Source organism: bacterium (assembly GCA_029210545.1).
Taxonomy (GTDB): Bacteria; BMS3Abin14; BMS3Abin14; order BMS3Abin14; family BMS3Abin14; genus JARGFV01.
The window spans coordinates 1-19,123 of the sequence record JARGFV010000011.1 but is presented as its reverse complement, the minus strand read 5'-3'; the positions used below and the strand labels follow the sequence as shown (position 1 = coordinate 19,123).

At 57.6% G+C, this 19,123-nt stretch carries 33 protein-coding genes; all 33 read right to left on the bottom strand.

Annotated elements, in window-relative coordinates; all coding sequences use genetic code 11:
* Positions 1 to 6 precede the first annotated feature (6 nt).
* A complete protein-coding gene (locus tag P1S46_02375; protein ID MDF1535331.1) occupies positions 7 to 1,368 on the bottom strand; it encodes a TrpB-like pyridoxal phosphate-dependent enzyme in 1,362 nt (453 codons plus the stop codon).
* Between the two features lie 188 nt (positions 1,369 to 1,556).
* Positions 1,557 to 3,302: an energy-coupling factor transporter ATPase gene (locus tag P1S46_02370; GenBank protein ID MDF1535330.1), complete on the bottom strand. Its 1,746-nt coding sequence runs from the start codon at positions 3,300 to 3,302 to the stop codon at positions 1,557 to 1,559.
* 177 nt (positions 3,303 to 3,479) lie between these two features.
* Positions 3,480 to 4,040 (bottom strand): 50S ribosomal protein L17, encoded by a 561-nt coding sequence (gene rplQ, locus P1S46_02365; GenBank protein ID MDF1535329.1) that lies wholly within the window; start codon positions 4,038 to 4,040, stop codon positions 3,480 to 3,482.
* A 338-nt stretch (positions 4,041 to 4,378) separates the two neighbouring features.
* On the bottom strand, positions 4,379 to 5,398 hold the full coding sequence (locus tag P1S46_02360) for a DNA-directed RNA polymerase subunit alpha (GenBank protein ID MDF1535328.1): 1,020 nt from the start codon (positions 5,396 to 5,398) through the stop codon (positions 4,379 to 4,381).
* A gap of 34 nt (positions 5,399 to 5,432) precedes the next feature.
* Positions 5,433 to 6,059, bottom strand: a complete 627-nt coding sequence (gene rpsD, locus P1S46_02355) for a 30S ribosomal protein S4 (protein ID MDF1535327.1) — start codon at positions 6,057 to 6,059, stop codon at positions 5,433 to 5,435.
* A gap of 16 nt (positions 6,060 to 6,075) precedes the next feature.
* Entirely contained in the window at positions 6,076 to 6,465 is a 390-nt protein-coding gene (gene rpsK, locus P1S46_02350; protein ID MDF1535326.1) for a 30S ribosomal protein S11, read from the bottom strand.
* Between the two features lie 20 nt (positions 6,466 to 6,485).
* Positions 6,486 to 6,857 (bottom strand): 30S ribosomal protein S13, encoded by a 372-nt coding sequence (rpsM, locus tag P1S46_02345; protein MDF1535325.1) that lies wholly within the window; start codon positions 6,855 to 6,857, stop codon positions 6,486 to 6,488.
* 17 nt (positions 6,858 to 6,874) lie between these two features.
* Positions 6,875 to 6,988 carry a 50S ribosomal protein L36 gene (gene rpmJ / locus P1S46_02340; GenBank protein ID MDF1535324.1) on the bottom strand — a complete coding sequence of 38 codons (114 nt, stop codon included), beginning with the start codon at positions 6,986 to 6,988 and terminating at the stop codon, positions 6,875 to 6,877.
* A gap of 29 nt (positions 6,989 to 7,017) precedes the next feature.
* The gene (infA, locus tag P1S46_02335; protein MDF1535323.1) at positions 7,018 to 7,236 is read right to left on the bottom strand and encodes a translation initiation factor IF-1; all 219 of its coding nucleotides are present in this window, start codon (positions 7,234 to 7,236) and stop codon (positions 7,018 to 7,020) included.
* Between the two features lie 114 nt (positions 7,237 to 7,350).
* Positions 7,351 to 8,103 (bottom strand): type I methionyl aminopeptidase, encoded by a 753-nt coding sequence (gene map, locus P1S46_02330; GenBank protein ID MDF1535322.1) that lies wholly within the window; start codon positions 8,101 to 8,103, stop codon positions 7,351 to 7,353.
* 40 nt (positions 8,104 to 8,143) lie between these two features.
* A complete protein-coding gene (locus P1S46_02325; protein MDF1535321.1) occupies positions 8,144 to 8,788 on the bottom strand; it encodes an adenylate kinase in 645 nt (214 codons plus the stop codon).
* Entirely contained in the window at positions 8,788 to 10,095 is a 1,308-nt protein-coding gene (secY, locus tag P1S46_02320) for a preprotein translocase subunit SecY (protein MDF1535320.1), read from the bottom strand. Before secY ends, P1S46_02325 begins: the two co-directional genes overlap by 1 nt.
* Before the next feature lie 10 nt (positions 10,096 to 10,105).
* Positions 10,106 to 10,540 carry a 50S ribosomal protein L15 gene (gene rplO / locus P1S46_02315; protein MDF1535319.1) on the bottom strand — a complete coding sequence of 145 codons (435 nt, stop codon included), beginning with the start codon at positions 10,538 to 10,540 and terminating at the stop codon, positions 10,106 to 10,108.
* Positions 10,541 to 10,729 carry a 50S ribosomal protein L30 gene (gene rpmD, locus P1S46_02310; GenBank protein ID MDF1535318.1) on the bottom strand — a complete coding sequence of 63 codons (189 nt, stop codon included), beginning with the start codon at positions 10,727 to 10,729 and terminating at the stop codon, positions 10,541 to 10,543.
* A gap of 174 nt (positions 10,730 to 10,903) precedes the next feature.
* Positions 10,904 to 11,431: a 30S ribosomal protein S5 gene (gene rpsE, locus P1S46_02305; protein MDF1535317.1), complete on the bottom strand. Its 528-nt coding sequence runs from the start codon at positions 11,429 to 11,431 to the stop codon at positions 10,904 to 10,906.
* Between the two features lie 34 nt (positions 11,432 to 11,465).
* Complete coding sequence (rplR, locus tag P1S46_02300) at positions 11,466 to 11,834, bottom strand: 50S ribosomal protein L18 (GenBank protein MDF1535316.1); 369 nt, start codon at positions 11,832 to 11,834, stop codon at positions 11,466 to 11,468.
* Between the two features lie 23 nt (positions 11,835 to 11,857).
* Entirely contained in the window at positions 11,858 to 12,394 is a 537-nt protein-coding gene (gene rplF / locus P1S46_02295; GenBank protein MDF1535315.1) for a 50S ribosomal protein L6, read from the bottom strand.
* 55 nt (positions 12,395 to 12,449) lie between these two features.
* A complete protein-coding gene (gene rpsH / locus P1S46_02290) occupies positions 12,450 to 12,848 on the bottom strand; it encodes a 30S ribosomal protein S8 (protein ID MDF1535314.1) in 399 nt (132 codons plus the stop codon).
* A gap of 13 nt (positions 12,849 to 12,861) precedes the next feature.
* The gene (locus P1S46_02285) at positions 12,862 to 13,047 is read right to left on the bottom strand and encodes a type Z 30S ribosomal protein S14 (protein MDF1535313.1); all 186 of its coding nucleotides are present in this window, start codon (positions 13,045 to 13,047) and stop codon (positions 12,862 to 12,864) included.
* A gap of 13 nt (positions 13,048 to 13,060) precedes the next feature.
* Positions 13,061 to 13,600, bottom strand: coding sequence for a 50S ribosomal protein L5 (gene rplE / locus P1S46_02280; protein ID MDF1535312.1), 540 nt, complete (start codon positions 13,598 to 13,600; stop codon positions 13,061 to 13,063).
* Positions 13,601 to 13,616: 16 nt separating this feature from the next.
* Entirely contained in the window at positions 13,617 to 13,937 is a 321-nt protein-coding gene (rplX, locus tag P1S46_02275) for a 50S ribosomal protein L24 (protein MDF1535311.1), read from the bottom strand.
* Positions 13,938 to 13,946: 9 nt separating this feature from the next.
* The gene (rplN, locus tag P1S46_02270; protein MDF1535310.1) at positions 13,947 to 14,315 is read right to left on the bottom strand and encodes a 50S ribosomal protein L14; all 369 of its coding nucleotides are present in this window, start codon (positions 14,313 to 14,315) and stop codon (positions 13,947 to 13,949) included.
* A gap of 28 nt (positions 14,316 to 14,343) precedes the next feature.
* Positions 14,344 to 14,613, bottom strand: coding sequence for a 30S ribosomal protein S17 (gene rpsQ / locus P1S46_02265; GenBank protein MDF1535309.1), 270 nt, complete (start codon positions 14,611 to 14,613; stop codon positions 14,344 to 14,346).
* Positions 14,613 to 14,819 carry a 50S ribosomal protein L29 gene (rpmC, locus tag P1S46_02260; protein ID MDF1535308.1) on the bottom strand — a complete coding sequence of 69 codons (207 nt, stop codon included), beginning with the start codon at positions 14,817 to 14,819 and terminating at the stop codon, positions 14,613 to 14,615. Before rpmC ends, rpsQ begins: the two co-directional genes overlap by 1 nt.
* Complete coding sequence (gene rplP, locus P1S46_02255) at positions 14,816 to 15,232, bottom strand: 50S ribosomal protein L16 (protein ID MDF1535307.1); 417 nt, start codon at positions 15,230 to 15,232, stop codon at positions 14,816 to 14,818. The genes rpmC and rplP overlap by 4 nt, the downstream gene beginning before the upstream one ends.
* Positions 15,233 to 15,305: 73 nt before the next feature.
* Entirely contained in the window at positions 15,306 to 15,962 is a 657-nt protein-coding gene (gene rpsC / locus P1S46_02250) for a 30S ribosomal protein S3 (GenBank protein MDF1535306.1), read from the bottom strand.
* 10 nt (positions 15,963 to 15,972) lie between these two features.
* On the bottom strand, positions 15,973 to 16,305 hold the full coding sequence (gene rplV, locus P1S46_02245; GenBank protein MDF1535305.1) for a 50S ribosomal protein L22: 333 nt from the start codon (positions 16,303 to 16,305) through the stop codon (positions 15,973 to 15,975).
* 26 nt (positions 16,306 to 16,331) lie between these two features.
* Positions 16,332 to 16,613 carry a 30S ribosomal protein S19 gene (gene rpsS / locus P1S46_02240; protein MDF1535304.1) on the bottom strand — a complete coding sequence of 94 codons (282 nt, stop codon included), beginning with the start codon at positions 16,611 to 16,613 and terminating at the stop codon, positions 16,332 to 16,334.
* Between the two features lie 15 nt (positions 16,614 to 16,628).
* A complete protein-coding gene (rplB, locus tag P1S46_02235; protein ID MDF1535303.1) occupies positions 16,629 to 17,453 on the bottom strand; it encodes a 50S ribosomal protein L2 in 825 nt (274 codons plus the stop codon).
* Between the two features lie 118 nt (positions 17,454 to 17,571).
* Positions 17,572 to 17,862: a 50S ribosomal protein L23 gene (rplW, locus tag P1S46_02230; protein ID MDF1535302.1), complete on the bottom strand. Its 291-nt coding sequence runs from the start codon at positions 17,860 to 17,862 to the stop codon at positions 17,572 to 17,574.
* Positions 17,859 to 18,470, bottom strand: a complete 612-nt coding sequence (rplD, locus tag P1S46_02225) for a 50S ribosomal protein L4 (GenBank protein ID MDF1535301.1) — start codon at positions 18,468 to 18,470, stop codon at positions 17,859 to 17,861. Before rplD ends, rplW begins: the two co-directional genes overlap by 4 nt.
* A 23-nt stretch (positions 18,471 to 18,493) precedes the next feature.
* Positions 18,494 to 18,805, bottom strand: coding sequence for a 30S ribosomal protein S10 (rpsJ, locus tag P1S46_02220; protein MDF1535300.1), 312 nt, complete (start codon positions 18,803 to 18,805; stop codon positions 18,494 to 18,496).
* A 48-nt stretch (positions 18,806 to 18,853) separates the two neighbouring features.
* Positions 18,854 to 19,123: elongation factor Tu (tuf, locus tag P1S46_02215; GenBank protein MDF1535299.1), on the bottom strand; the 270-nt coding region annotated here is incomplete at its 5' end.

Here is a 19,123-nt window from a genome sequence, read left to right as displayed (position 1 = left end):
GTCTTGTTATCGCCCCTCGACCTTTGGAAGTTTTTTCAGCGACTCGGCGATCATTTCTTCGGGGTAAGTGTAATCCAACAGGTCGCCTGCGAGGTACGAATCGTAGGCTCCCATGTCGAAGTGACCGTGACCGCTGAGGTTGAAAACGATGACCTCTTCCTTCCCTTCCTCCTTGCAGCGGAGAGCCTCGTCGAAGGCCGCCTTGATCGCGTGGGCCGACTCCGGGGCGGGGATGATCCCCTCGACACGGGCGAACTGGAGCGCCGCCTCGAAGACGGGGTTCTGGGTGTAGGCCACCGCCTCCACTATCCCCTCCTTGTGCAGCTGGCTGACCAGGGGGGAATCGGCGTGGTACCTCAGGCCGCCAGCGTGGATGCCGGGCGGAACGAAGTCGTGCCCCAAGGTGTACATGAGCATCAGGGGCGTCATCTGGGCAGTGTCCCCGAAGTCGTAAGCGTACACGCCCTTGGTCAGTGTCGGGCACGAGGTGGGTTCTACGGCAACCATCCGGATGTCCTCACCGGCCAGTTTCTCGGGCATGTAGGGGAAGGCCAGACCCGCGAAATTGCTGCCGCCGCCGCAACAGCCGATAAGGACGTTGGGCTTTTCCCCGACCTTCTTGAGCTGCTCCTTGACCTCCAGGCCGATGATGGACTGGTGCATGAGGACGTGGTTAAGGACGCTGCCTAGGGAGTACTTGGTGTCGTCCCTGGTAGCGGCATCTTCCACGGCCTCGCTGATGGCCATTCCGAGGCTGCCGGGCGAGTCCGGGTCTTTTGCGAGGATACTGCGCCCCGCGTTGGTTCTGTCTGAAGGGCTGGGAATAACCTCGCCGCCCCAGACCTGCATCATGGACCGGCGGTACGGTTTTTGATGATAGCTGACCTTGACCATGTAGATGGTACACTCGAGACCGAACATCTGGCAGGCCAGGGAAAGGGCGCTTCCCCATTGACCGGCGCCGGTCTCGGTGGCGATGCGCTTGACCCCTTCCTTCATGTTGTAATAGGCCTGCGGGATGGAAGTGTTGGGCTTGTGGCTTCCGGCGGGGCTGACGCCCTCATACTTGTAATAGATCCTGGCCGGGGTGCCGAGGACCTCCTCGAGATGGTAGGCGCGGTAAAGAGGGCTGGGCCGCCACAGCCTGTAGATGTCCAGGATCTCTTCCGGGATATCGATCCACCTCTCCTGGGAGACTTCCTGCTCGATAAGACCCATGGGGAAGATCGGGGAGAGGTCCTCGGGACCTATGGGCTGTCCGGTTCCGGGGTTAAGCGGGGGGGCGGGCGCTGTGGGCATATCCGGGAGGACATTGTACCAGGCCTTGGGGATCTCCCTTTCGCTAAGATGAATCTTCTTTGTGATCATCTTCCTCTCCTTTCAAGGATGCATGAAAAGGTTCTGGAATGCGGAATCCCTGTAGCGTCGCAGCTGAATGCGAAGACGGATGGAATCAGAAATTGTTGATCTTGCCTTGGTATCACGGTTGGTGGCAAAGTTCAAGAAAATCGGCGGGTTAAGCATTCGGCTTCCAGCCGAAAGCTGCTATTTTTGAGCTATATTTTATCTCGAGGCGGGCTCAAAAATGCCAGAATCTTCTCCAGCACCCTCTCCGGAGACATATCATCGCTGCCGAACGGCACATTTTTCCGCTCCAGTTCCTGTCTCACAGCCAGGTGGTCAGGAAGGAAGGCTTCAGGAACGGTCCTGTGTGGTCCTGTCAGCACCTCGAGGGGGGTGCCGGAGGAAAGGACCTTTCCGTAGTCGAGATACCAGAGGAAGTCCACCATGGCGACCTGCTCCGGAATTTCATGGGTCGCCATGAGGATGGCCGTACCGGTAGATTCGCAATAGTGCCTGGCCTGTGAAAAGAATTCCCGGACTCCCGATGGATCGAGGCCATCGGTGGGTTCGTCGAGGACAAGGAGGTCGGTTTCCATGGCCAGAACGCCGGCAATGGCCACTCTCCTCATCTGACCGCCGGAAAGGGAGTGAACGGACCTTTTCAGCAGATCTTCTCCCAGGCCAACCCACCGGAGGGCCCTGGTGACCCGCCGGGCCACTTCTCCGGGATCGAGTCCCAGGTTGCGGGGACCGAAGGCGACATCCTCGAAAACGGTCTCGCAGAAAAGCTGCCGTTCCGGGTTCTGGAAAAGCAGTGCTACACGCATCGGAATGCCGCCCTTCGAACGCCTCAGAAAAGCCAGTTCTTTTCCCCTGAAAAGAACCCGACCTCCATCGGGGTGGATGAGGCCGTTTGTCAACTGCAAAAGGGTGCTCTTCCCTGACCCGTTAGGACCGCAGAGGAGGGTGATGGAACCTTCCGGTACGTCGATTTCAATATCATGGAGGGTGGACGCTGCACGGTCCTGGATCCGGTAACTGAAGTTGACCTTCTCCATGCGGAGTACGGACGGTCCCCCAGGGGCGGCTCTGTCCTCCACGATGTCAGGATCCACACCTGTCCCGTCGGGTCCGGCCTGCTTACCGGTCCTTTCCATGGCTCGAGTGACGGCCCTGCTCAGCGAGGAGTTGTTCGCCGGTACCGGTACCGGGATCCCCAGTCGATCCAGTTCAGAGGCCAGCCTGATCGTGAACGGGATCTCGATCCCGTGACCTGGAGCCCGTTGCAGTGCCGCAAAAAGTTCACCGGGCGCACCTTCAAGAGCAACCTTTCCTCCGTCCATAACCACCACCCGGTCGGCACCGGCCGCCCGGGCGATATCGTGCGTGATCAGAATAACCGCGGTCCCCCTTCGCGCCAATGAGGTGACTGCCTTTATCACGGCTGCCCTCGCGACGGGGTCCAGGTAAGCTGTGGGCTCGTCCAGGATGAGGAGGTCCGGTTCCATGACCATGACCCCGGCGAGGGCAGTCATCTGCTGCTCGCCTCCGGAAAGCTTGTGGGGCATGCGGTCCCGGAGGTGTTCGATACCGAGCTCGGAAAGGACAGACTCCACCTTCCGCCTGATCTCGGCGGGCGGCAGGGCTGCCACCTCAAGGCCGAAAGCGACATCCTCCTCGACAATGGAGGTAACAAGCTGGTTTTCAGGGTTGGAAAAAAGAAGTCCCACCCTAGGGTCAACCCTGCCTGGATCCCCCATCGCCCCCCCCAGGCTTATTGATCCGGAATCGGGCTGAAGGATCCCTTTCACGAGGAGGGCAAGGGTGCTTTTACCCGCGGCATTGGGGCCGATAACGGCCACGAATTCGCCTTTTTCCGCGGTGAGGTCGAGCCCGTCCACCGCCCGGATCCCTCCCGGGTAGGTGTAGAACAGGTTTTTTATCTCGAGGAATGACACAATTTGAGTTCTATGTACTAAGTGCTGGGAGCCTGTGCCCTCCCTGCTAAGAAAAAGGGAGGTTCTCCGACAGGCTCCTAGTTCCGCATTCAGGTCCGAGCTATATTTGAAACAAAAAAAGCAAGGACCCGGGTCCTTGCTTTTCACATAGTTCGACATTGAAAGGGACCTGGATCCTCAGTCCTTTTTGTCCTTCTTTACGGCCACATTTTTGACAGGCGCTTTTTTCGGCTTGGCTGCGGCTTTCTTGTCGGTGTCCTTCTTCCTGGCAGGAGCCTTCTTGGCAGGCTTGTCTTCCTTCGCCTTGGCGGCAGCCTTCGCCTTGGGCGCAGCTTTGGCCTTTCCTTTGACCTTTGGACTTTTCTCCTTGGCCTCTTTTATCGGCCTGTCCACCAGCTCCACCAGGGCCATGGGTGCGTTGTCCCCGGCCCGCGGGTCCATCTTGATAACCCTCGTATAGCCGCCTTGGCGGTTTTTGTAACGCTCGGCATATTCAGTGAAAAGTTTTTTGACGACCTCGTTGCTTCTGACATACGCCACGGCCTGTCTCCTGGCGTGAAGATCCTCCCGTTTTCCGAGAGTGATCATCTTCTCGGTCAGCCTTCCGATCTCCTTGGCCTTGGTCTCGGTGGTGACGATCCTCTCGTGCTGGAGGAGGGAGGTGACCATGTTCCTGAACATGGATTTCCTGTGTGACGATGTCCTGTTGAACTTTTTCCCTGATATGCCATGCCGCATCTTGAATCCGCCTTTCCCGTATCACTTATTAAATTGACGGTTGATCAAATTTGATAGAGTCGCAAAAAGTCCAATCCGGGACTTTTTGCTCCACGGAAAGGGAAAAGCGTCGTTTTCCCTTTCCTTACAAATCAATGACTTACGGTGTTAGTCATTGATTTGGGCGCCCCGCGCGGGGCGCGTTGATGGACTTTTTGCGAGTCCATCAAATTTCGCCGCGCCCGGGAGAGGCGCCCGGAGAGATGGTCAATATTCAAGCCATCTATCCGCGAGGGCAGGAAAACCACGCTTTTCCTGCCCGACAGGCAAAAGTCCAGCCAGGACTTTTGCCCCTACTCTCAGACTGCTTCCTGGGTTTCTTCAGGCTCGTCCTCGGAGGGGGTCCACCCCAGGATGTCCATACCGAAGGTAAGGCCCATCTCCTCGAGGATATCCTTGAGCTCATTAAGGGATTTACGGCCGAAATTCTTGGTCCTGAGCATCTCCGGTTCGGTCTTCTGGACCAGTTCGCCGATATTCCCGATGTTGGCATTCTGCAGACAGTTAATGGACCGGACAGAGAGCTCGAGCTCATTGACGTGCTTGTTGAGCTTCTCGTAGAGCTTCTTTTTTTCCTGCTCCGATTCCTTTTCCTCTTTCTCATCGTGGACATCGTCCTCCTCGAAATTGATGAAGAGGTTCATGTGCTCCTTGACGATCTTCGCGGAGATGGCGAGAGCATCATCCGGCGCTATGCTGCCGTCAGTGGTGATCTCCATGATGAGTTTGTCGTAATCGGTCGTTCGACCGACACGGGCGTTTTCCACCCAGTAGTTCACCTTGACGATAGGAGAGTGGATCGAATCGACGATTATGAAATCCACCGAAAGTTCTTCATCCTTGTTGAGCTCGGCAGGTACAAACCCCTTGTTGACCTCCACGACCATCTCCATCTTGAGATGAGCGCCCTTCTCCAGGGTGGCGATGGGGAGCTCGGGATTCAGGATCTCGACGTCCTGGTCCGTGATGATATCGCCGGCAGTGACTACGCCTTCGCGCGCCACATCGATGGAGATCACCTTGTGGGCCCCCGAATGAACCTTGAAACGCAGTTCCTTCAGGTTCAGAACCACCTGCGTCACGTCCTCGAAAACCCCCGGAATAGTCGAGAACTCGTGGAGGACGCCCTCGATCCTGAAGGCTGTAACAGCCGCTCCCTGGAGGGAGGAGAGCAGGACCCTGCGAAGTGCGTTACCCAGTGTCGTTCCGAAGCCTCTCTCGAAAGGCTCTGCCGTGAAACGGCGGAAGGTGTCTGTTTTCGAGTCCTCTACGAACTCCAGCCTTTTAGGGCGCGTCAGACTTTTCCAGTTCTTTTCCATCATGGTCATGATCCCCTTTTGACGGACCCGTTACTTATTTGGAGTAAAGCTCCACGATAAGCTGTTCGTTCACCGGGAGTGCGACTTCGTCCCGGGTGGGATAGTTCTTGAACTTCCCCAGGAAATCAGGAGCTTGCAGTTCCAGCCAGGTGGGCGTGCTCTTCCGCTCGGCGGAGACGAGTGCCTCCTGGACCCGGGTCGATTTCCGGCTTTTCTCGCGGATCTCGATAACGTCGCCGGGCCTGAGAAGATAGGAGGGAATGTTGACCTTGCGACTGTTGACAGCAACGTGTCCGTGCCTGACAAGCTGCCGTGCATCGTTCCTGGACCCGGCGAAACCCAGCCTGAAAACGGTATTGTCCAGCCTCCGCTCGAGCAGGATGATAAGGTTCTCACCTGTCACACCCTTCTGCCCGTCCGCTATCTTGAAGTAATTCCTGAACTGCCCCTCCATGACACCGTAGATCCGGCGCGCCTTCTGTTTCTCCCTGAGCTGGATGCCGTAGTCGGACTGCTTGACGCGGCGGGTCCCATGCTGCCCGGGAGGGTAGGGACGGCGCTCAACGGCGCACTTGTCGGAATAACACCGGTCTCCCTTGAGGAAGAGCTTGGCGCCCTCCCTGCGGCAGCGACGGCAAACTGATTCTTTGTACCTTGCCAATGGATTCCTCCTTAGGTCAGACCCTGCGCCTCTTGGGCGGACGGCAACCGTTGTGAGGGATGGGTGTGACATCCCTGATCATGGTAACCTCGAGTCCGGAAGCCTGGAGCGACCTGAGGGCCGCCTCCCTGCCGGAGCCGGGTCCTTTAACAAAAACATTCACCTTTCGGATACCATGTTCCATGGCCCTCTTGGCCGCGTCCTCGGCAGCCAACTGGGCCGCGAAGGGAGTACTTTTCCGTGACCCCTTGAACCCCTTGCTCCCGGCGCTGGACCAGGAAAGGGTATTGCCGACAGGATCCGTAATGGTGATGATCGTATTGTTGAATGTGGCCTGGATGTGAGCCACACCGACAGGAATGTTCTTCTTGACTTTCCTGCCCGAACCTTTTTTCGGTTTAGCCATTTCTCCTCCCGTGCTTGGGACTATCTCTTCTTCCGGCCGCCGATGGACGGTCGGTGTCCCTTCCTGGACCGGGCGTTTGTCTTGGTCCTCTGACCACGGACAGGGAGTCCCCGCCTGTGGCGAAGCCCCTGGTAGCAGCCAAGGTCCATCTTCCTCTTGATGCTGAAAGAGATCTCCCGGCGGAGATCGCCTTCAACCATATGGTTTTTCACGATGATGTCCCTGAGGCGGATGACCTGACCCTCGTCAAGGTCCACGACCCTGACATCGGGATCAACATCGGCTTCACGAACGATCTTGACGGCCTTGGAAGGGCCGATACCGTAGATATAGGTCAGCGCAACCTCTATCCTCTTGTTCCTGGGTAAATCTACTCCGGCAATACGAGCCACGCAAACACCTCCTGTAATCAGCCCTGCCGCTGCTTATGCTTAGGGTTCTCGCAAAGCACCCGGACGATACGTTTTCGCCGAACGATCTTGCACTTGTCACACATCTTCTTGACAGAAGGTCGAACTTTCATGACATCCTCTTTCCGTTCAGAGCGACTGCCTACTTCGCCCGGTAGGTGATCCTGCCTCTTGTCAGATCATAAGGGGACAGTTCAACCGTAACCTTGTCTCCGGGCAGTATGCGGATATAGTGCATCCGCATCTTCCCGGAGATATGCGCCAACACCTGGTGACCGTTTTCCAACTCCACCCTGAACATGGCGTTGGGCAGTGGTTCAACAACCGTCCCCTCAACTTCTATTGCTTCTTCTTTAGCCATTAAATCTTGATCTCCTGTTGCAAGGGACGCATTGATGACCTTTGCACCGCCACGATTACTGACTTTTGGCTGCTTTTTCCCAGCCGAACACCGAACAATCCCCGGCTAAGCGATCTAGTTATCCACGGTCACGATCAGCGGCCCGTTTTCGGTCACCGCAACGGTGTGTTCGAAGTGGGCAGACAGCTTTCCATCAGTGGTCACTGCTGTCCATCCGTCCGCTAGTACCTTGACATCGTCGGTGCCGGCGTTGACCATGGGTTCGATGGCCAGTGTCATCCCCGGTTTGAGCCTGACCCCCCACTGGGGCTCGCCGTAATTGGGAATCTGCGGTTCCTCGTGGAGACTCCGGCCGATACCGTGCCCGACAAAAACCTTCACCACGGAAAAACCGTTGTCCTCGACGTAATTCTGGACGGCGCTCGAAATGTCGCCGATCCTGTTACCCTGCCGGGCCTGGGCAATCCCACGGTCAAGGGCCTCGCGTGTCACGTCGAGGAGCCTCTGCGTCTCCTCATCCACTCTCCCCACCGTGAGGGTAACCGCGGCGTCGGAGTAAAACCCCTTATGGAGAGCTCCGAAGTCGAGCCCGACGATATCTCCCTCGGCGAGGATCTTGTCCTCAGAAGGGATGCCGTGAACGACCTCCTCGTTGACCGAAACGCATATGCAGGCCGGGTACCCGTTATAACCCCTGAACGCCGGTACGATACCCAGCTCCCGGGATATCCGGTCCGCTTCCCTTTCGATATCCATGGTGGTGATGCCCGGTTTCACCACCTGTCTCATTCTTTCAAGGACCTTTGCTACACACCGGCCGCCCTCCTGTATAACGGCGATCTCGGCGACAGACTTGCGGTGGATCATCTCAGGTGTCCGGTCCCTTCAACAGGCCTGAAAAAGCCTCTTAACTGCCTACGGCCTGGAGAATCCTGGAAAAGATATCCTGGATACCTCCGGTTCCCTCGATGTGTCTCACCTTCCCCTGATCACCGTAATAAGCGATGAGGGGTTCCGTCTGCCGGGTGTAAATAGCCAGGCGCTGACGAATGGTCTCTTCCTTATCGTCATCCCTCTGGTACAGCTCACCACTGCAGCGGTCGCAGACACCATCAGCTGCCGGCGGGTTGAAGGCGAGATGGAAGCTCTCCCCGCACCCCTTGCACATCCGGCGGCCCGTCAGACGGGACACGAGCTCCTCTTCGTTGACTTCGATACTGACCACGTGGTGGATTTCCCTACCCAGTTCATCCAGGATCTCCTGAAGCGCTTCGGCCTGGGGAATGGTCCTCGGAAATCCGTCCAGGATAAACCCGTTAAAAGCGTCGGCCTCCTTGAGCCTTTCGGCGATGATCCCGATGACGACACGGTCCGGGACCAGTCCCCCCGAGTCCATGAAGCCCTTGGCCTCGACACCGAGAGTTGTGCCTTCCCGGACGGCGGCTCGGAGGATATCGCCCGTGGAGATCTGCGGGATCTTCCACTTGTCGATCATGAGCTTGGCCTGGGTGCCCTTGCCTGCGCCAGGAGGTCCCAGCAGGATAAAGTCCATCATCGTCTCCCCTTGATTCTGCCCTTCTTCATGAACCCTTCATAATGTCTCGTCACCAGGTGGGTCTCTACCTGGGTGACCGTGTCCAGGGCGACACCGATAACGATGAGCAGACCGGTTCCCCCGAAATAGAAGGGCACGTTAAAGATCCGGTAAAGGACCTCCGGAAGCACACACACCATTGAAAGGTACAGGGCCCCCCCGAAGGTGATCCGGGACAGCACCCGGTCGATGTACTCGGAGGTCTTCCGACCCGGTCGGATCCCCGGGATGTACCCGCCGTACTTCTTCAGGTTTTCAGCCACATCCACTGGATTGAACTGGATGGCGGTGTAAAAATAGCAGAAGAAGATGATCAGGCCCACGTAAAGGACTGTGTACAACGCGCGCCCCGGGGCGAAGGTGTTGGCGACCGCTTCCATGATGGGGTTCTTGATGAACCCCGCAACGGTGGCCGGGAACATCAGGATGGACGAGGCGAAGATGGGCGGGATGACCCCGGAAGTGTTTACCTTGAGGGGCAGGTGCGTACTCTGCCCTCCGTACATTTTGCGGCCCACGACGCGTTTGGCGTACTGGACCGGTATCCGGCGTTGCCCGCGTTCCATGAAAATGATCAACGCGATGGCCCCGACCATGATCACCAGGACGAACAGCATCAGGAAAACAGAGATCTCACCGGTCCGGACAAGGGAGAAGGTCTGGACGGTTGCCGTGGGCATCCTGGCGACGATACCGGCGAAGATGATGAGGGATATCCCGTTCCCGATCCCCCGCTCCGTGATCTGCTCACCGAGCCACATGATGAACGCTGTGCCCGCCGTGAGGCTGATGACGGTCATGAACCTGAAACCCCACCCCGGGAACGGGACGATAGGCGCGCCACCGGGGCTAGTCATCTGCTCGAGTCCGACTGAGATGGCAAAACTCTGGAACGCCGCCAGCCCCACAGTGCCGTACCTTGTGTACCGGACGATCACCCGCCTGCCGGCGTCCCCTTCCTTGGCGAGCCGCTCAAGGTGAGGGATGACAACGGTGAGGAGCTGGATGATGATGCTCGCCGAGATGTACGGCATGATACCCAGGGCGAAGATGGTCATCCTCAGCAGGGCGCCGCCCGAGAACATGTCAAAAAACCCGAGCAGGGTTCCCTGAGCCTGTTTGAAAAACTCGGCAAGCGCCATTCCATCAATACCCGGTGTGGGGATATGGGCGCCGATACGGTAGACGGCCAACAGCCCGAAGGTGAAGAAGATCCGGCGCTTTAATTCCGGAATCTTGAAAATGTTGACAAAGCTGGAAAGCAAGTGGGCCCCCTCAGACGGTTTCGGCTTTTCCGCCGGCCATTTCGATCTTGGCCGCGGCAGCCGTGCTGAATTTGTGAGCCTTGACGGTTACGGAGCGCGTAAGTTCCCCAACCGCGAGGACCTTGACCGGCATCCCCTTCCGGACAAGCCTGAGCTTGACCATGAGGTCCGGATCGATGACCTGCACATCCTCAACCCTGTTCAGGTCACTGAGGTTGACGATGGTATACTCGGTGCGGAACAAGTTGGTAAAACCGCGCTTCGGCAGGCGCCTTTGAAGCGGCATCTGACCGCCTTCGAACCCTGCTTTCACTCCACCGCCCGATCGGGACCACTGACCGCCATGACCACGGCCGCTTGTTTTCCCGACACCGCTGCCGGGACCACGCCCGACTCGGCGGTTTTTCCTTGTCGAACCCTTGGCTGGCTTGAGATTACTAAGCATCTATTCTTCCTCCACGGTTTCGACCTTCAACAGGTGAGAGACCTTGTTGACCATCCCCCTGATACAGGCGTTGTCTTCGTGGCGAACCGTCTGGTTCAGTTTTCTCAGCCCCAGGCTGCGCACGACGATGCCGTGCTTGCCGGGGCGGCCGATGGTGCTTTTCACTAATGTCACATCGATCTTGGCCATCTTTCTCTCTCCCAAACCAGCAGCGTGTCGGGGAACCTCATCACGCTGCCGGAAAGTGTGTCAGCCATTGTCCTTTTTCAGACCTTGATTCATTTTTTTGGGCTACTTGTCTTAACCATGTGGAACCGACCCGACCATTATCCAGGAGCCTGTATTGGGTTCTCCGACAGGCTCCTAGCCGTGAAGGATCTCGCTGACCTTCTTGCCGCGCAGCCTGGCGACATCCTCAGGGCTTCTGACTGACTGCAGCCCCTGGATGGTGGCCTTGAGAACGTTGGTGGGGTTATTTGTTCCGAGGCACTTGGTCAGGATATCCTTGACCCCGACAGCCTCCATGAGAGCGCGCACCGGCCCGCCGGCGATAACACCGGTACCGGCGCTTGCGGGCTTCAGGAGCACCTTGGCGGCGCCCCACCTGCCGATCACCTGGTGGTGGATCGTGGAGCCGCTCAACGCTATCCGGAAAAGGCTCCTTTTGGCGCTCTCGATCCCCTTCCGGATAGCCTCCGGGACCTCGTTGGCCTTACCCTGCCCAACCCCGACCAGGCCCTTGCCGTTCCCGACAACGACAAGAGCGCTGAAGCGGAACCTGCGCCCGCCCTTGACCACCTTGGCTACACGGTTGATGAAAACAACCTTGTCAATAAGTTCCGTATCATCGATCGTAACGTCACGAAGCGGTTTTTTTAACGCTTTAGCCATTTTGCACCTATCGTCCTGTGTGATTGCGAGGTTGTCAAAACTTGAGTCCGCCTTCCCTCGCGGCTTCGGCAAGTGCCTGGACACGGCCATGGTATTTAAACCCGCCGCGATCGAAGGCCACATTCTCGATCTTCTTGCTGGCGGCACGTTGGGCGATGAGTTTTCCTACCTCACGGGCCGCGTCCATGTTGCCCCCGGTCTTGAGAGTCTCACGGATCTGGTTGTCCATGGTGGATGCGCTGGCCAATACCGCCCCGACAGCGTCATCCACGATCTGGGCGTAAATGTGCCTTGCGCTCCTGAAAACCGACAGCCTGGGTCTTTGCGTAGTACCCTGGAGCCTGCCCCTGATCCTTGTGCGCCTCGCCTGTCGGGTCCTTTTTTTGTCCTCGATCCTGCCCACTTTATTATCCTCCGAAAACCGTTCTAGACACCGGTCTTGCCGGCCTTGCGCCGGATCTTCTCCCCGACGTACATTATGCCCTTGCCCTTGTAGGGTTCGGGGGGCCTGAGGGCCCTGATGTCGGCAGCTGTCTGGCCTACTTTTTCCTTGTCGATCCCCTCAACGGTGATCCTGTTGCTCTTGTCGACGTCAGCCGTGATCCCGTCGGGAAGGTTGAAATCCACCGGGTGCGAAAAGCCGACATGGATCTCCAGGGATCTGCCCTTGGCCATGGCTCGATACCCGACGCCGACCATATCGAGTTCCTTCTTGTACCCTTCGGAAACGCCCACCACCATGTTGTGGATCAGGCTGCGTGTCAGCCCCTGAAATGCCGTCTTCTCTTTGGGCCTCGAAGGTGGAAGAACCCGGATCTCACCGCTGTCTATCTCGATGTCGACGCCCAGGGGCAGGTCGCGGATCAAAAACCCCCTGGGACCTTTCACCGTCAGGGTCCTGTTGTCGAGCTTCACATCGACCCCGCCGGGCACTGGTATTGGCTGCTTACCTATTCTGGACATGTCTCATCGCTCCGAAAAGTTGTCCCGTACCGGTACCTGGCGGCCCGGGAAGGTATTACCATATGTAACAGAGGACCTCTCCGCCCACGTTCTGCAATTTGGACTCACGGTTGGTGAGAATCCCCTTCGAGGTGGACAGGATGGCGATGCCAAGTCCGTTGAGGACCCTGGGGACCTCCTTTGCGGGCACGTAGACACGCCGGCCAGGCTTGCTGATCCTCTGCAGTTTCTCGATGGCGGGCGTATCCACCTCCCCGTATTTCAGGGTAATGCGGATAATCCCCTGCTTGTTATCCTCGATAACCCTGTAATTGATGATATAACCCTCGTCCCGCAAGATCCGGGCGATGCCTTCCTTCACCGTGGACGCTGGAACGTCCACTTTCTCCTTACCTGACATGAGGGCATTGCGGACCCTGGTGAGCATGTCGGCAATGGGATCGGTCATTGACATGATAGCTTTCCTCCTACCAGCTCGCTTTGACGACGCCCGGGATTTCTCCGGCAAGGGCGCGGTTCCTGAAACAGATGCGGCACATGGCGAACCGCCTCAAATAAGCCCTTGAACGGCCGCAGAGGGGACACCTGTTGTATCCGCGGACAGCGAATTTGGGTTTACTTTTGGCCTTGTTGACAAGGGATTTTTTAGCCATTTCTTCTCCAGTCCTACTTCCTGAACGGAACACCGAAGAGGTTGAGGAGTTCCTTCGCCTCTTCGTCGGTCTTGGCGGACGTGACAATAGTGATATTCATCCCCTTGATCTTCTCGACATCGTCGTAGTTGATCTCAGGAAAGATGAGCTGCTCGCGGACACCCAGGGTGTAGTTGCCCCGGCCATCGAACCCGCGGGGAGAGGCCCCCTTGAAGTCCCTGACACGGGGAAGGGCGATGTTGAGAAGGCGGTACAGGAAGTCGTACATGCGCTGTTTTCTCAGGGTGACCCGGCATCCTATGGGGTTTCCCTCACGCAGTTTGAAGTTGGCGATGGACTTCCTGGCCCTTGTGAGAACGGGCTTCTGGCCGGTGATCCTGGCAAGTTCCTCCATGGAGGTGTCCAGGACCCGGGCATTTTCCAGGGCGTCTCCGAGCCCCATGTTGAGGACCACTTTCTCAACCCTGGGGACCTCCATGATGTTGACGTAGCTGAACGTCTTCATCATGGCCGGCACGATCTCTTCCTTGTATTTTCTCTGGATCTCATTCATGGAGAATCACTCCCGGTCAATCAAAGGATTCACCGCAGCCGGCGCACAACCTGACGACTTTGCCGTCGTCGAGGCGCTGCCTGCGGACCCTGACACCCTTTGCGCATTTTTCACAGAAAAGCATGACGTTGGACAGATGCAGCGAACCTTCGCGCTCGATGATCCCGCCCTGCTTCTGGGCACTTGAGGGCTTCTGGTGTCGCTTGACAAAGTTCACCTTCTCGACGATAACCCGGTCCTTTTCCCTGAGGATTTTCAGGACCTTGCCTTTTTTCCCTTTTTCCTTACCCGCCGTGACGACGACGAAGTCGTTTTTTCTGATGGCGATCCCGGCCATGGCAGTCTCCTAGAGGACCTCAGGTGCGAGGGAAACAATCTTCATGAAGTTCTTCCCGCGCAGCTCCCTGGCGATGGGGCCGAAAATACGGGTCCCGACAGGCTCCCGGGCCTCGTTGATGATAACCGCAGCGTTGTTGTCGAAACGGATGTAGGATCCGTCCGCCCTGCGGACCTCTTTCTTTGTCCTGACGATGACGGCCCGGTGGACGTCACCCTTTTTAACCTTCGATTCCGGCGCGGCTTCCTTGATGGAAACCACGATAACATCGCCCACGCTTGCCGACTTTCGCTTCGAGCCGCCGAGGATCCTGAAACACAGGACCTTTTTGGCACCGCTGTTGTCGGCCACATCCAGCACCGTCTCAACCTTGATCATCTCTCAATCCCTCTCTGGCGAAGCTCGATCAGTCCTGCGGGGCCCGCTCGAGGATCTCAAGGAGACGCCACCTCTTGTCTTTCGACAGAGGCCTGGTCTCCACGATCCGTACAGTGTCACCCACTTTGAGGTCGTTTTGTTCGTCGTGGATCTTGTATTTGACCCGCTTGCTCACGAATTTCTTGTAAACGGGGTGGGCAAAGCGCCGCTGTACCTGGACCACGGCTGTCTTTTCCATGCGGTTGCTCACCACTTTTCCGACAATGATCTTCCGTTCTGTGCTGATGGCTTCTGGCATCATTCAGTCCTCTCGGCCGCACGCTCTTTCTCGGCGATAACAGTCTTGACCCGCGCGAGATCTCTCCGTGTCAGGGGCAGCCGCATGGGGTTTTCCAGCTGGCTGGTGGCGAGCTGGAAACGAAGGTTGAACAGTTCAGAATTAAGGTCATTTTCCTTCTGGCGAAGCTCGTCCAGAGTCAGGTCCTTCAGTTCAGTGGCTTTCATCGCACATCCTCCCTGGCAAGGATCTTCGTCTTGATGGGAAGTTTGTGGGAAGCGAGCCTCATGGCCTCACGGGCCACGGTTTCCGTCACGCCCTCGAGCTCATAAAGGACCCGGCCGGGCTTGACCACGGCTACCCAGGCCTCTGGGGAGCCTTTACCCTTACCCATCCGCGTCTCGGCAGGCTTTTTGGTGATGGGCTTGTGCGGGAAGATCCGGATCCAGACCTTACCGCCCCTCTTGACGTGCCTCGTGATGGCGATACGTGCGGACTCGATCTGCCTCGCGGTGATCCATCCAGGGGTCAGGGCCTGAAGACCGAAATCGCCGAAGCTCAGCTTGTTGCCGCGCATGGCCATGCCCCTCATACGGCCCTTCATCTGCTTCCTGAATTTGACTTTCTTTGGCATCAACATGACGCTGTCTCCCAATGGCCCCCTTCTCGGGCGCCCTCATCACTGGTCTTATCTGATCCTGGCCAGGCCCATGTCAGGCCCTGCTTTCATCCCTGCTGGTGCTCTGGTCGGTCACTTCACCCTTGAAGACCCAGACCTTCACGCCGATGATCCCGTAGGTAGTATGGGCCTCTGCGAAGCCGTAATCGATGTCGGCACGAAGGGTCTGCAGGGGAACCCTCCCCTCCCGGTACCACTCGCGCCTGGACATTTCAGCCCCGTTAAGACGGCCGGCCACCATGACCTTGATCCCCTCGGCGCCAAACCGCAGTGCGGAAGACACGCTGCGTTTGAGGGCACGGCGGAAAGCGACCCTCCGTTCCAGCTGCCCGGCGATGTTCTCAGCCACGAGCTGGGCCTCGATCTCGGCCTTGCGCACCTCGACGATGTTGATGAAGATGTCCTTGTCGGTCATCTTCTGGATCTCGCGGCGAAGCACTTCCACTTCGGAGCCCTTCTTACCGATGATGATCCCAGGGCGCGCGGCGTGGATGTTGATCCTGGCCCGCTTGGCCGTTCTTTCGATGATGATACTGGAAACACCCGCGTTAAAAAGCCTCTCCTTGATAAAGCCGCGGATACGGATATCCTCGTGGAGCAGCTTGGCGTAATCCTTCTCAGCGTACCAGCGGGAATCCCAGTCCTTGATGATCCCCAGGCGGAACCCCTTCGGGTGGACTTTCTGGCCCAAAATCTCCTCCTTATTTCTCGGAAAGGACGACGGTGATGTGGCTCGTCCTTTTCCTGATCGCAGTCGCCCGGCCCATAGCCCTTGGCATGAACCGTTTAAGGGTCGGCCCCTCATCGACATAGGCCTCCTTGATGAAAAGGCTGTCCGTGTTCATACCGTGGTTGTTCCCGGCGTTGGCCAGGGCAGACTTGATCACCTTTGCGAGTACCGGCGACGCGCTCTTTCTCACAAGCCCGAGGGTGCGAAGAGCATCTTCCACCGGCTTACCTCTAACCATGTCCATCACGAGCCTGAGTTTTCTCGGGGCAATGCGGACATATCTGGCTTTTGCAGTCGATTCCATGACTTATCCTCGCTGGTAAGACAAGCTTACCTCTTGCCTCTCCTGTCAGCCTTTGACGTGTGACCCTTGTATGTCCTCGTGGGCGAGAACTCGCCGAGCCTGTGGCCTACCATGTTCTCGCTGACGAAGACCGGCACAAAGATTTTCCCGTTGTGGACGGCGAAAGTGTACCCGACCATCTCGGGTAGGATCATGGACCTTCTCGACCATGTCCTGACGACCCTCTTCTCCCCGCTTTCCTCCATGGTCTGCACCTTCTTGGTGAGGTGGTCGTCCACGAAGGGACCTTTTTTTATGGACCTGGCCAACGCAATCCTCCCGGTCTAGGACCGCCGCTTCACGATATAGCGGTCAGAATTCTTGTTTTTGCTCCTGGTCTTGTAGCCTTTTGTCGGCTTACCCCAAGGTGTGCAGGGATGCCGTCCGCCGGAGCTCTTCCCCTCGCCGCCGCCCATGGGGTGGTCGACGGGGTTCATGGCAACGCCCCTCACGTTGGGCCTGCGGCCCAGCCACCTTGAACGGCCGGCTTTACCAATGGAAACGATCTCATGCTGGGTGTTGCCCAGCTGGCCTACCGTGACCATGCAATCGAGACGTACCATCCGTATCTCTCCCGAGGGAAGCCGCAAGGTCGCGAAATCACCCTCCTTGGCCATGAGCTGGGCGTAATTCCCAGCGCTGCGTACCATCTGTCCGCCCTTGCCCTCTTTAAGTTCCACATTGTGGACCTGGGTCCCCAAAGGCGTATTACGCAGTTTCATGGCGTTTCCGGGCCTGATATCGGTCTTCTCATCGCTGATGACCTCGTCCCCCACGTTCAGGTTCTGGGGAGCCAGGATATAGCGTTTCTCTCCGTCGGCGTAAACTAGCAAAGCGATATAGGCGCTGCGGTTCGGATCGTACTCGATGGAGCGGACCCTGGCCGGGATACCGAACTTGTCCCTCTTGAAATCGATGATCCGGTATCGGCGCTTGTGCCCTCCGCCCCTCTGCCATGCGGTGACCCGCCCGGTGTTGTTCCTCCCCCCGGTTTTCTTCAGAGGTGCGAGGAGGCTCTTTTCGGGCTTGCTGGTCGTGACCTCGGCAAAATCGTTGATCGTCTGGAACCGCCGTCCCGGCGATGTAGGTTTCAGTTTCCTGATAGCCATATTCTTATCGCTCCTTGCCCTGTCCTTTTCATTTCTCGCTGTTTTTCAAGAACTCATTTGACTCCGGGTTGATGGATATTTATACCCAGGAGTCTGCGTGCATCTCTTCGGCAGACTCCTAGATCCCCTCGAAGAATTCGATGGTGCTGCCCTTTTTCAGGGTCACCACTGCCTTCTTCCAGTCCCGGCGTTTGCCGAAACTCCTGCCCAGGCGCTTGATCTTGCCGCGGACATTGAGGATGTTGACCGAATCCACCGACACCTTGAACGCCTCTTCCACAGCCTTCTTGATCTCGATCTTGTTGGCGTTGGGCGCAACCTCGAAGGCCACCTTGTTGAGGGTCTCCTTCAGGACAGCGTTTTTCTCTGTCAGAAGGGGCCTGATGATAACCTGACCGTAGGGTCTCATGCGATCAGCGCTCCTTCCAGCGCCTCAAGCGCCTTACTGGCCACGATGAACTTCTCGAACAACAGGACATCGTAGATGTTGACGTTTTCAGGAATCACGACCTTTATCCAGGTGAGGTTGGACGATGCCCTCATGAGCTCTTCGGTGATCTGATCAACCACGACGAGAGCGCTGATCACGTCGAACCGGTCCATGGCCGCGACAAACTCCCTTGTCTTTGGCGCCTCCAGCACGAGTTCCTCAAGGACCACGAGGTTATCGGTGGCCGCTTTGTAGGCAAGAGCGCCCTGGAGGGCCTTGCGGGACATCTTCTTGTTTATGGACTTGCTGTAGTCCCTGGGCTGTGGTCCGAAGACAGTACCCCCGCCCCTCATGTGAGGTGCGCGGATCGTCCCCTGCCGTGCGCGGCCCGTCCCTTTCTGGCGGAAGGGTTTCCTTCCCCCACCGGACACGTCAGCGCGGCCCTTGGAGGCGTGAGTCCCTCTCCTTGCCCCCGCCCTGGCCGCCGTAACGGCCTGGTGGATGAGGGAGGGGTTGCCGGATTCCTGCCACCACGGGGCAAGCTCAACCTTGCCCACGACTTCATTCTTGATATTTAGGAGGTCCATCTGTGGCATGTTCCTTTACCCCCTTACGAGAGTTTAATCTCCACATCCACACCTGCGGAAAGGTCCAGCTTCATGAGTGCATCGACGGTCTGGGGGGTGGGATCAACGATGTCGAGCATGCGCTTGTGGATACGGATCTCGAACTGTTCCCTGGACTTCTTGTCGATGTGTGGCCCGCGAAGCACAGTGTAGATGCTGCGTCTTGTCGGCAACGGGATGGGTCCGCAGACCCTGGCGCCGGTACGTTTGGCGGTTTCCACGATCTCATTGACCGAGGTATCCAGGATCCTGTAGTCATACGCCTTTAGCTTGATTCTGATCTTCTGCTGGTCCATCACCTTGCCGATCCTCCTGATATTAACCTGCGAAAGCCGTTGTCGGCCCTACTCGATGATCTCGCTGACGACGCCGGCGCCTACCGTCCGGCCGCCCTCGCGAATGGCGAAACGAAGCTCTTTCTCCATGGCGATGGGCATGATCAGCTCAACCTCGATGGTAACGTTGTCGCCGGGCATCACCATCTTCACACCTTCGGGAAGCTGGGCAATGCCCGTCACGTCCGTCGTGCGGAAGTAGAACTGGGGACGATATCCATCAAAGAACGGCGTGTGACGGCCACCCTCCTCCTTCGTCAGTACGTAAATCTCGGCCTT

Coding starts and splice junctions, on each gene's coding strand:
- rpsQ (MDF1535309.1), bottom strand. CDS start 14,613: ATGCCAGAAGCCATCAGCACAGAACGGAAGATCATTGTCGGAAAAGTG.
- rplQ (MDF1535329.1), bottom strand. CDS start 4,040: ATGCGGCATGGCATATCAGGGAAAAAGTTCAACAGGACATCGTCACAC.
- rpsJ (MDF1535300.1), bottom strand. CDS start 18,805: ATGGACCAGCAGAAGATCAGAATCAAGCTAAAGGCGTATGACTACAGG.
- rpmJ (MDF1535324.1), bottom strand. CDS start 6,988: ATGAAAGTTCGACCTTCTGTCAAGAAGATGTGTGACAAGTGCAAGATC.
- rplX (MDF1535311.1), bottom strand. CDS start 13,937: ATGGCCGGGATCGCCATCAGAAAAAACGACTTCGTCGTCGTCACGGCG.
- rplP (MDF1535307.1), bottom strand. CDS start 15,232: ATGTTGATGCCAAAGAAAGTCAAATTCAGGAAGCAGATGAAGGGCCGT.
- P1S46_02325 (MDF1535321.1), bottom strand. CDS start 8,788: ATGGACTTTATCCTGCTGGGACCTCCTGGCGCAGGCAAGGGCACCCAG.
- P1S46_02375 (MDF1535331.1), bottom strand. CDS start 1,368: ATGATCACAAAGAAGATTCATCTTAGCGAAAGGGAGATCCCCAAGGCC.
- rplV (MDF1535305.1), bottom strand. CDS start 16,305: ATGGAATCGACTGCAAAAGCCAGATATGTCCGCATTGCCCCGAGAAAA.
- P1S46_02285 (MDF1535313.1), bottom strand. CDS start 13,047: ATGGCTAAAAAATCCCTTGTCAACAAGGCCAAAAGTAAACCCAAATTC.
- rplO (MDF1535319.1), bottom strand. CDS start 10,540: ATGCTTAGTAATCTCAAGCCAGCCAAGGGTTCGACAAGGAAAAACCGC.
- rpmC (MDF1535308.1), bottom strand. CDS start 14,819: ATGAAAGCCACTGAACTGAAGGACCTGACTCTGGACGAGCTTCGCCAG.
- rpmD (MDF1535318.1), bottom strand. CDS start 10,729: ATGGCCAAGATCGATGTGACATTAGTGAAAAGCACCATCGGCCGCCCC.
- infA (MDF1535323.1), bottom strand. CDS start 7,236: ATGGCTAAAGAAGAAGCAATAGAAGTTGAGGGGACGGTTGTTGAACCA.
- rpsH (MDF1535314.1), bottom strand. CDS start 12,848: ATGTCAATGACCGATCCCATTGCCGACATGCTCACCAGGGTCCGCAAT.
- rpsK (MDF1535326.1), bottom strand. CDS start 6,465: ATGGCTAAACCGAAAAAAGGTTCGGGCAGGAAAGTCAAGAAGAACATT.
- map (MDF1535322.1), bottom strand. CDS start 8,103: ATGATCCACCGCAAGTCTGTCGCCGAGATCGCCGTTATACAGGAGGGC.
- rplN (MDF1535310.1), bottom strand. CDS start 14,315: ATGATCAAGGTTGAGACGGTGCTGGATGTGGCCGACAACAGCGGTGCC.
- P1S46_02360 (MDF1535328.1), bottom strand. CDS start 5,398: ATGGAAAAGAACTGGAAAAGTCTGACGCGCCCTAAAAGGCTGGAGTTC.
- rplD (MDF1535301.1), bottom strand. CDS start 18,470: ATGGACCTCCTAAATATCAAGAATGAAGTCGTGGGCAAGGTTGAGCTT.
- rplE (MDF1535312.1), bottom strand. CDS start 13,600: ATGAATGAGATCCAGAGAAAATACAAGGAAGAGATCGTGCCGGCCATG.
- rpsE (MDF1535317.1), bottom strand. CDS start 11,431: ATGGCTAAAGCGTTAAAAAAACCGCTTCGTGACGTTACGATCGATGAT.
- rplW (MDF1535302.1), bottom strand. CDS start 17,862: ATGAGACCCTACGGTCAGGTTATCATCAGGCCCCTTCTGACAGAGAAA.
- rplB (MDF1535303.1), bottom strand. CDS start 17,453: ATGGCTATCAGGAAACTGAAACCTACATCGCCGGGACGGCGGTTCCAG.
- rplF (MDF1535315.1), bottom strand. CDS start 12,394: ATGTCCAGAATAGGTAAGCAGCCAATACCAGTGCCCGGCGGGGTCGAT.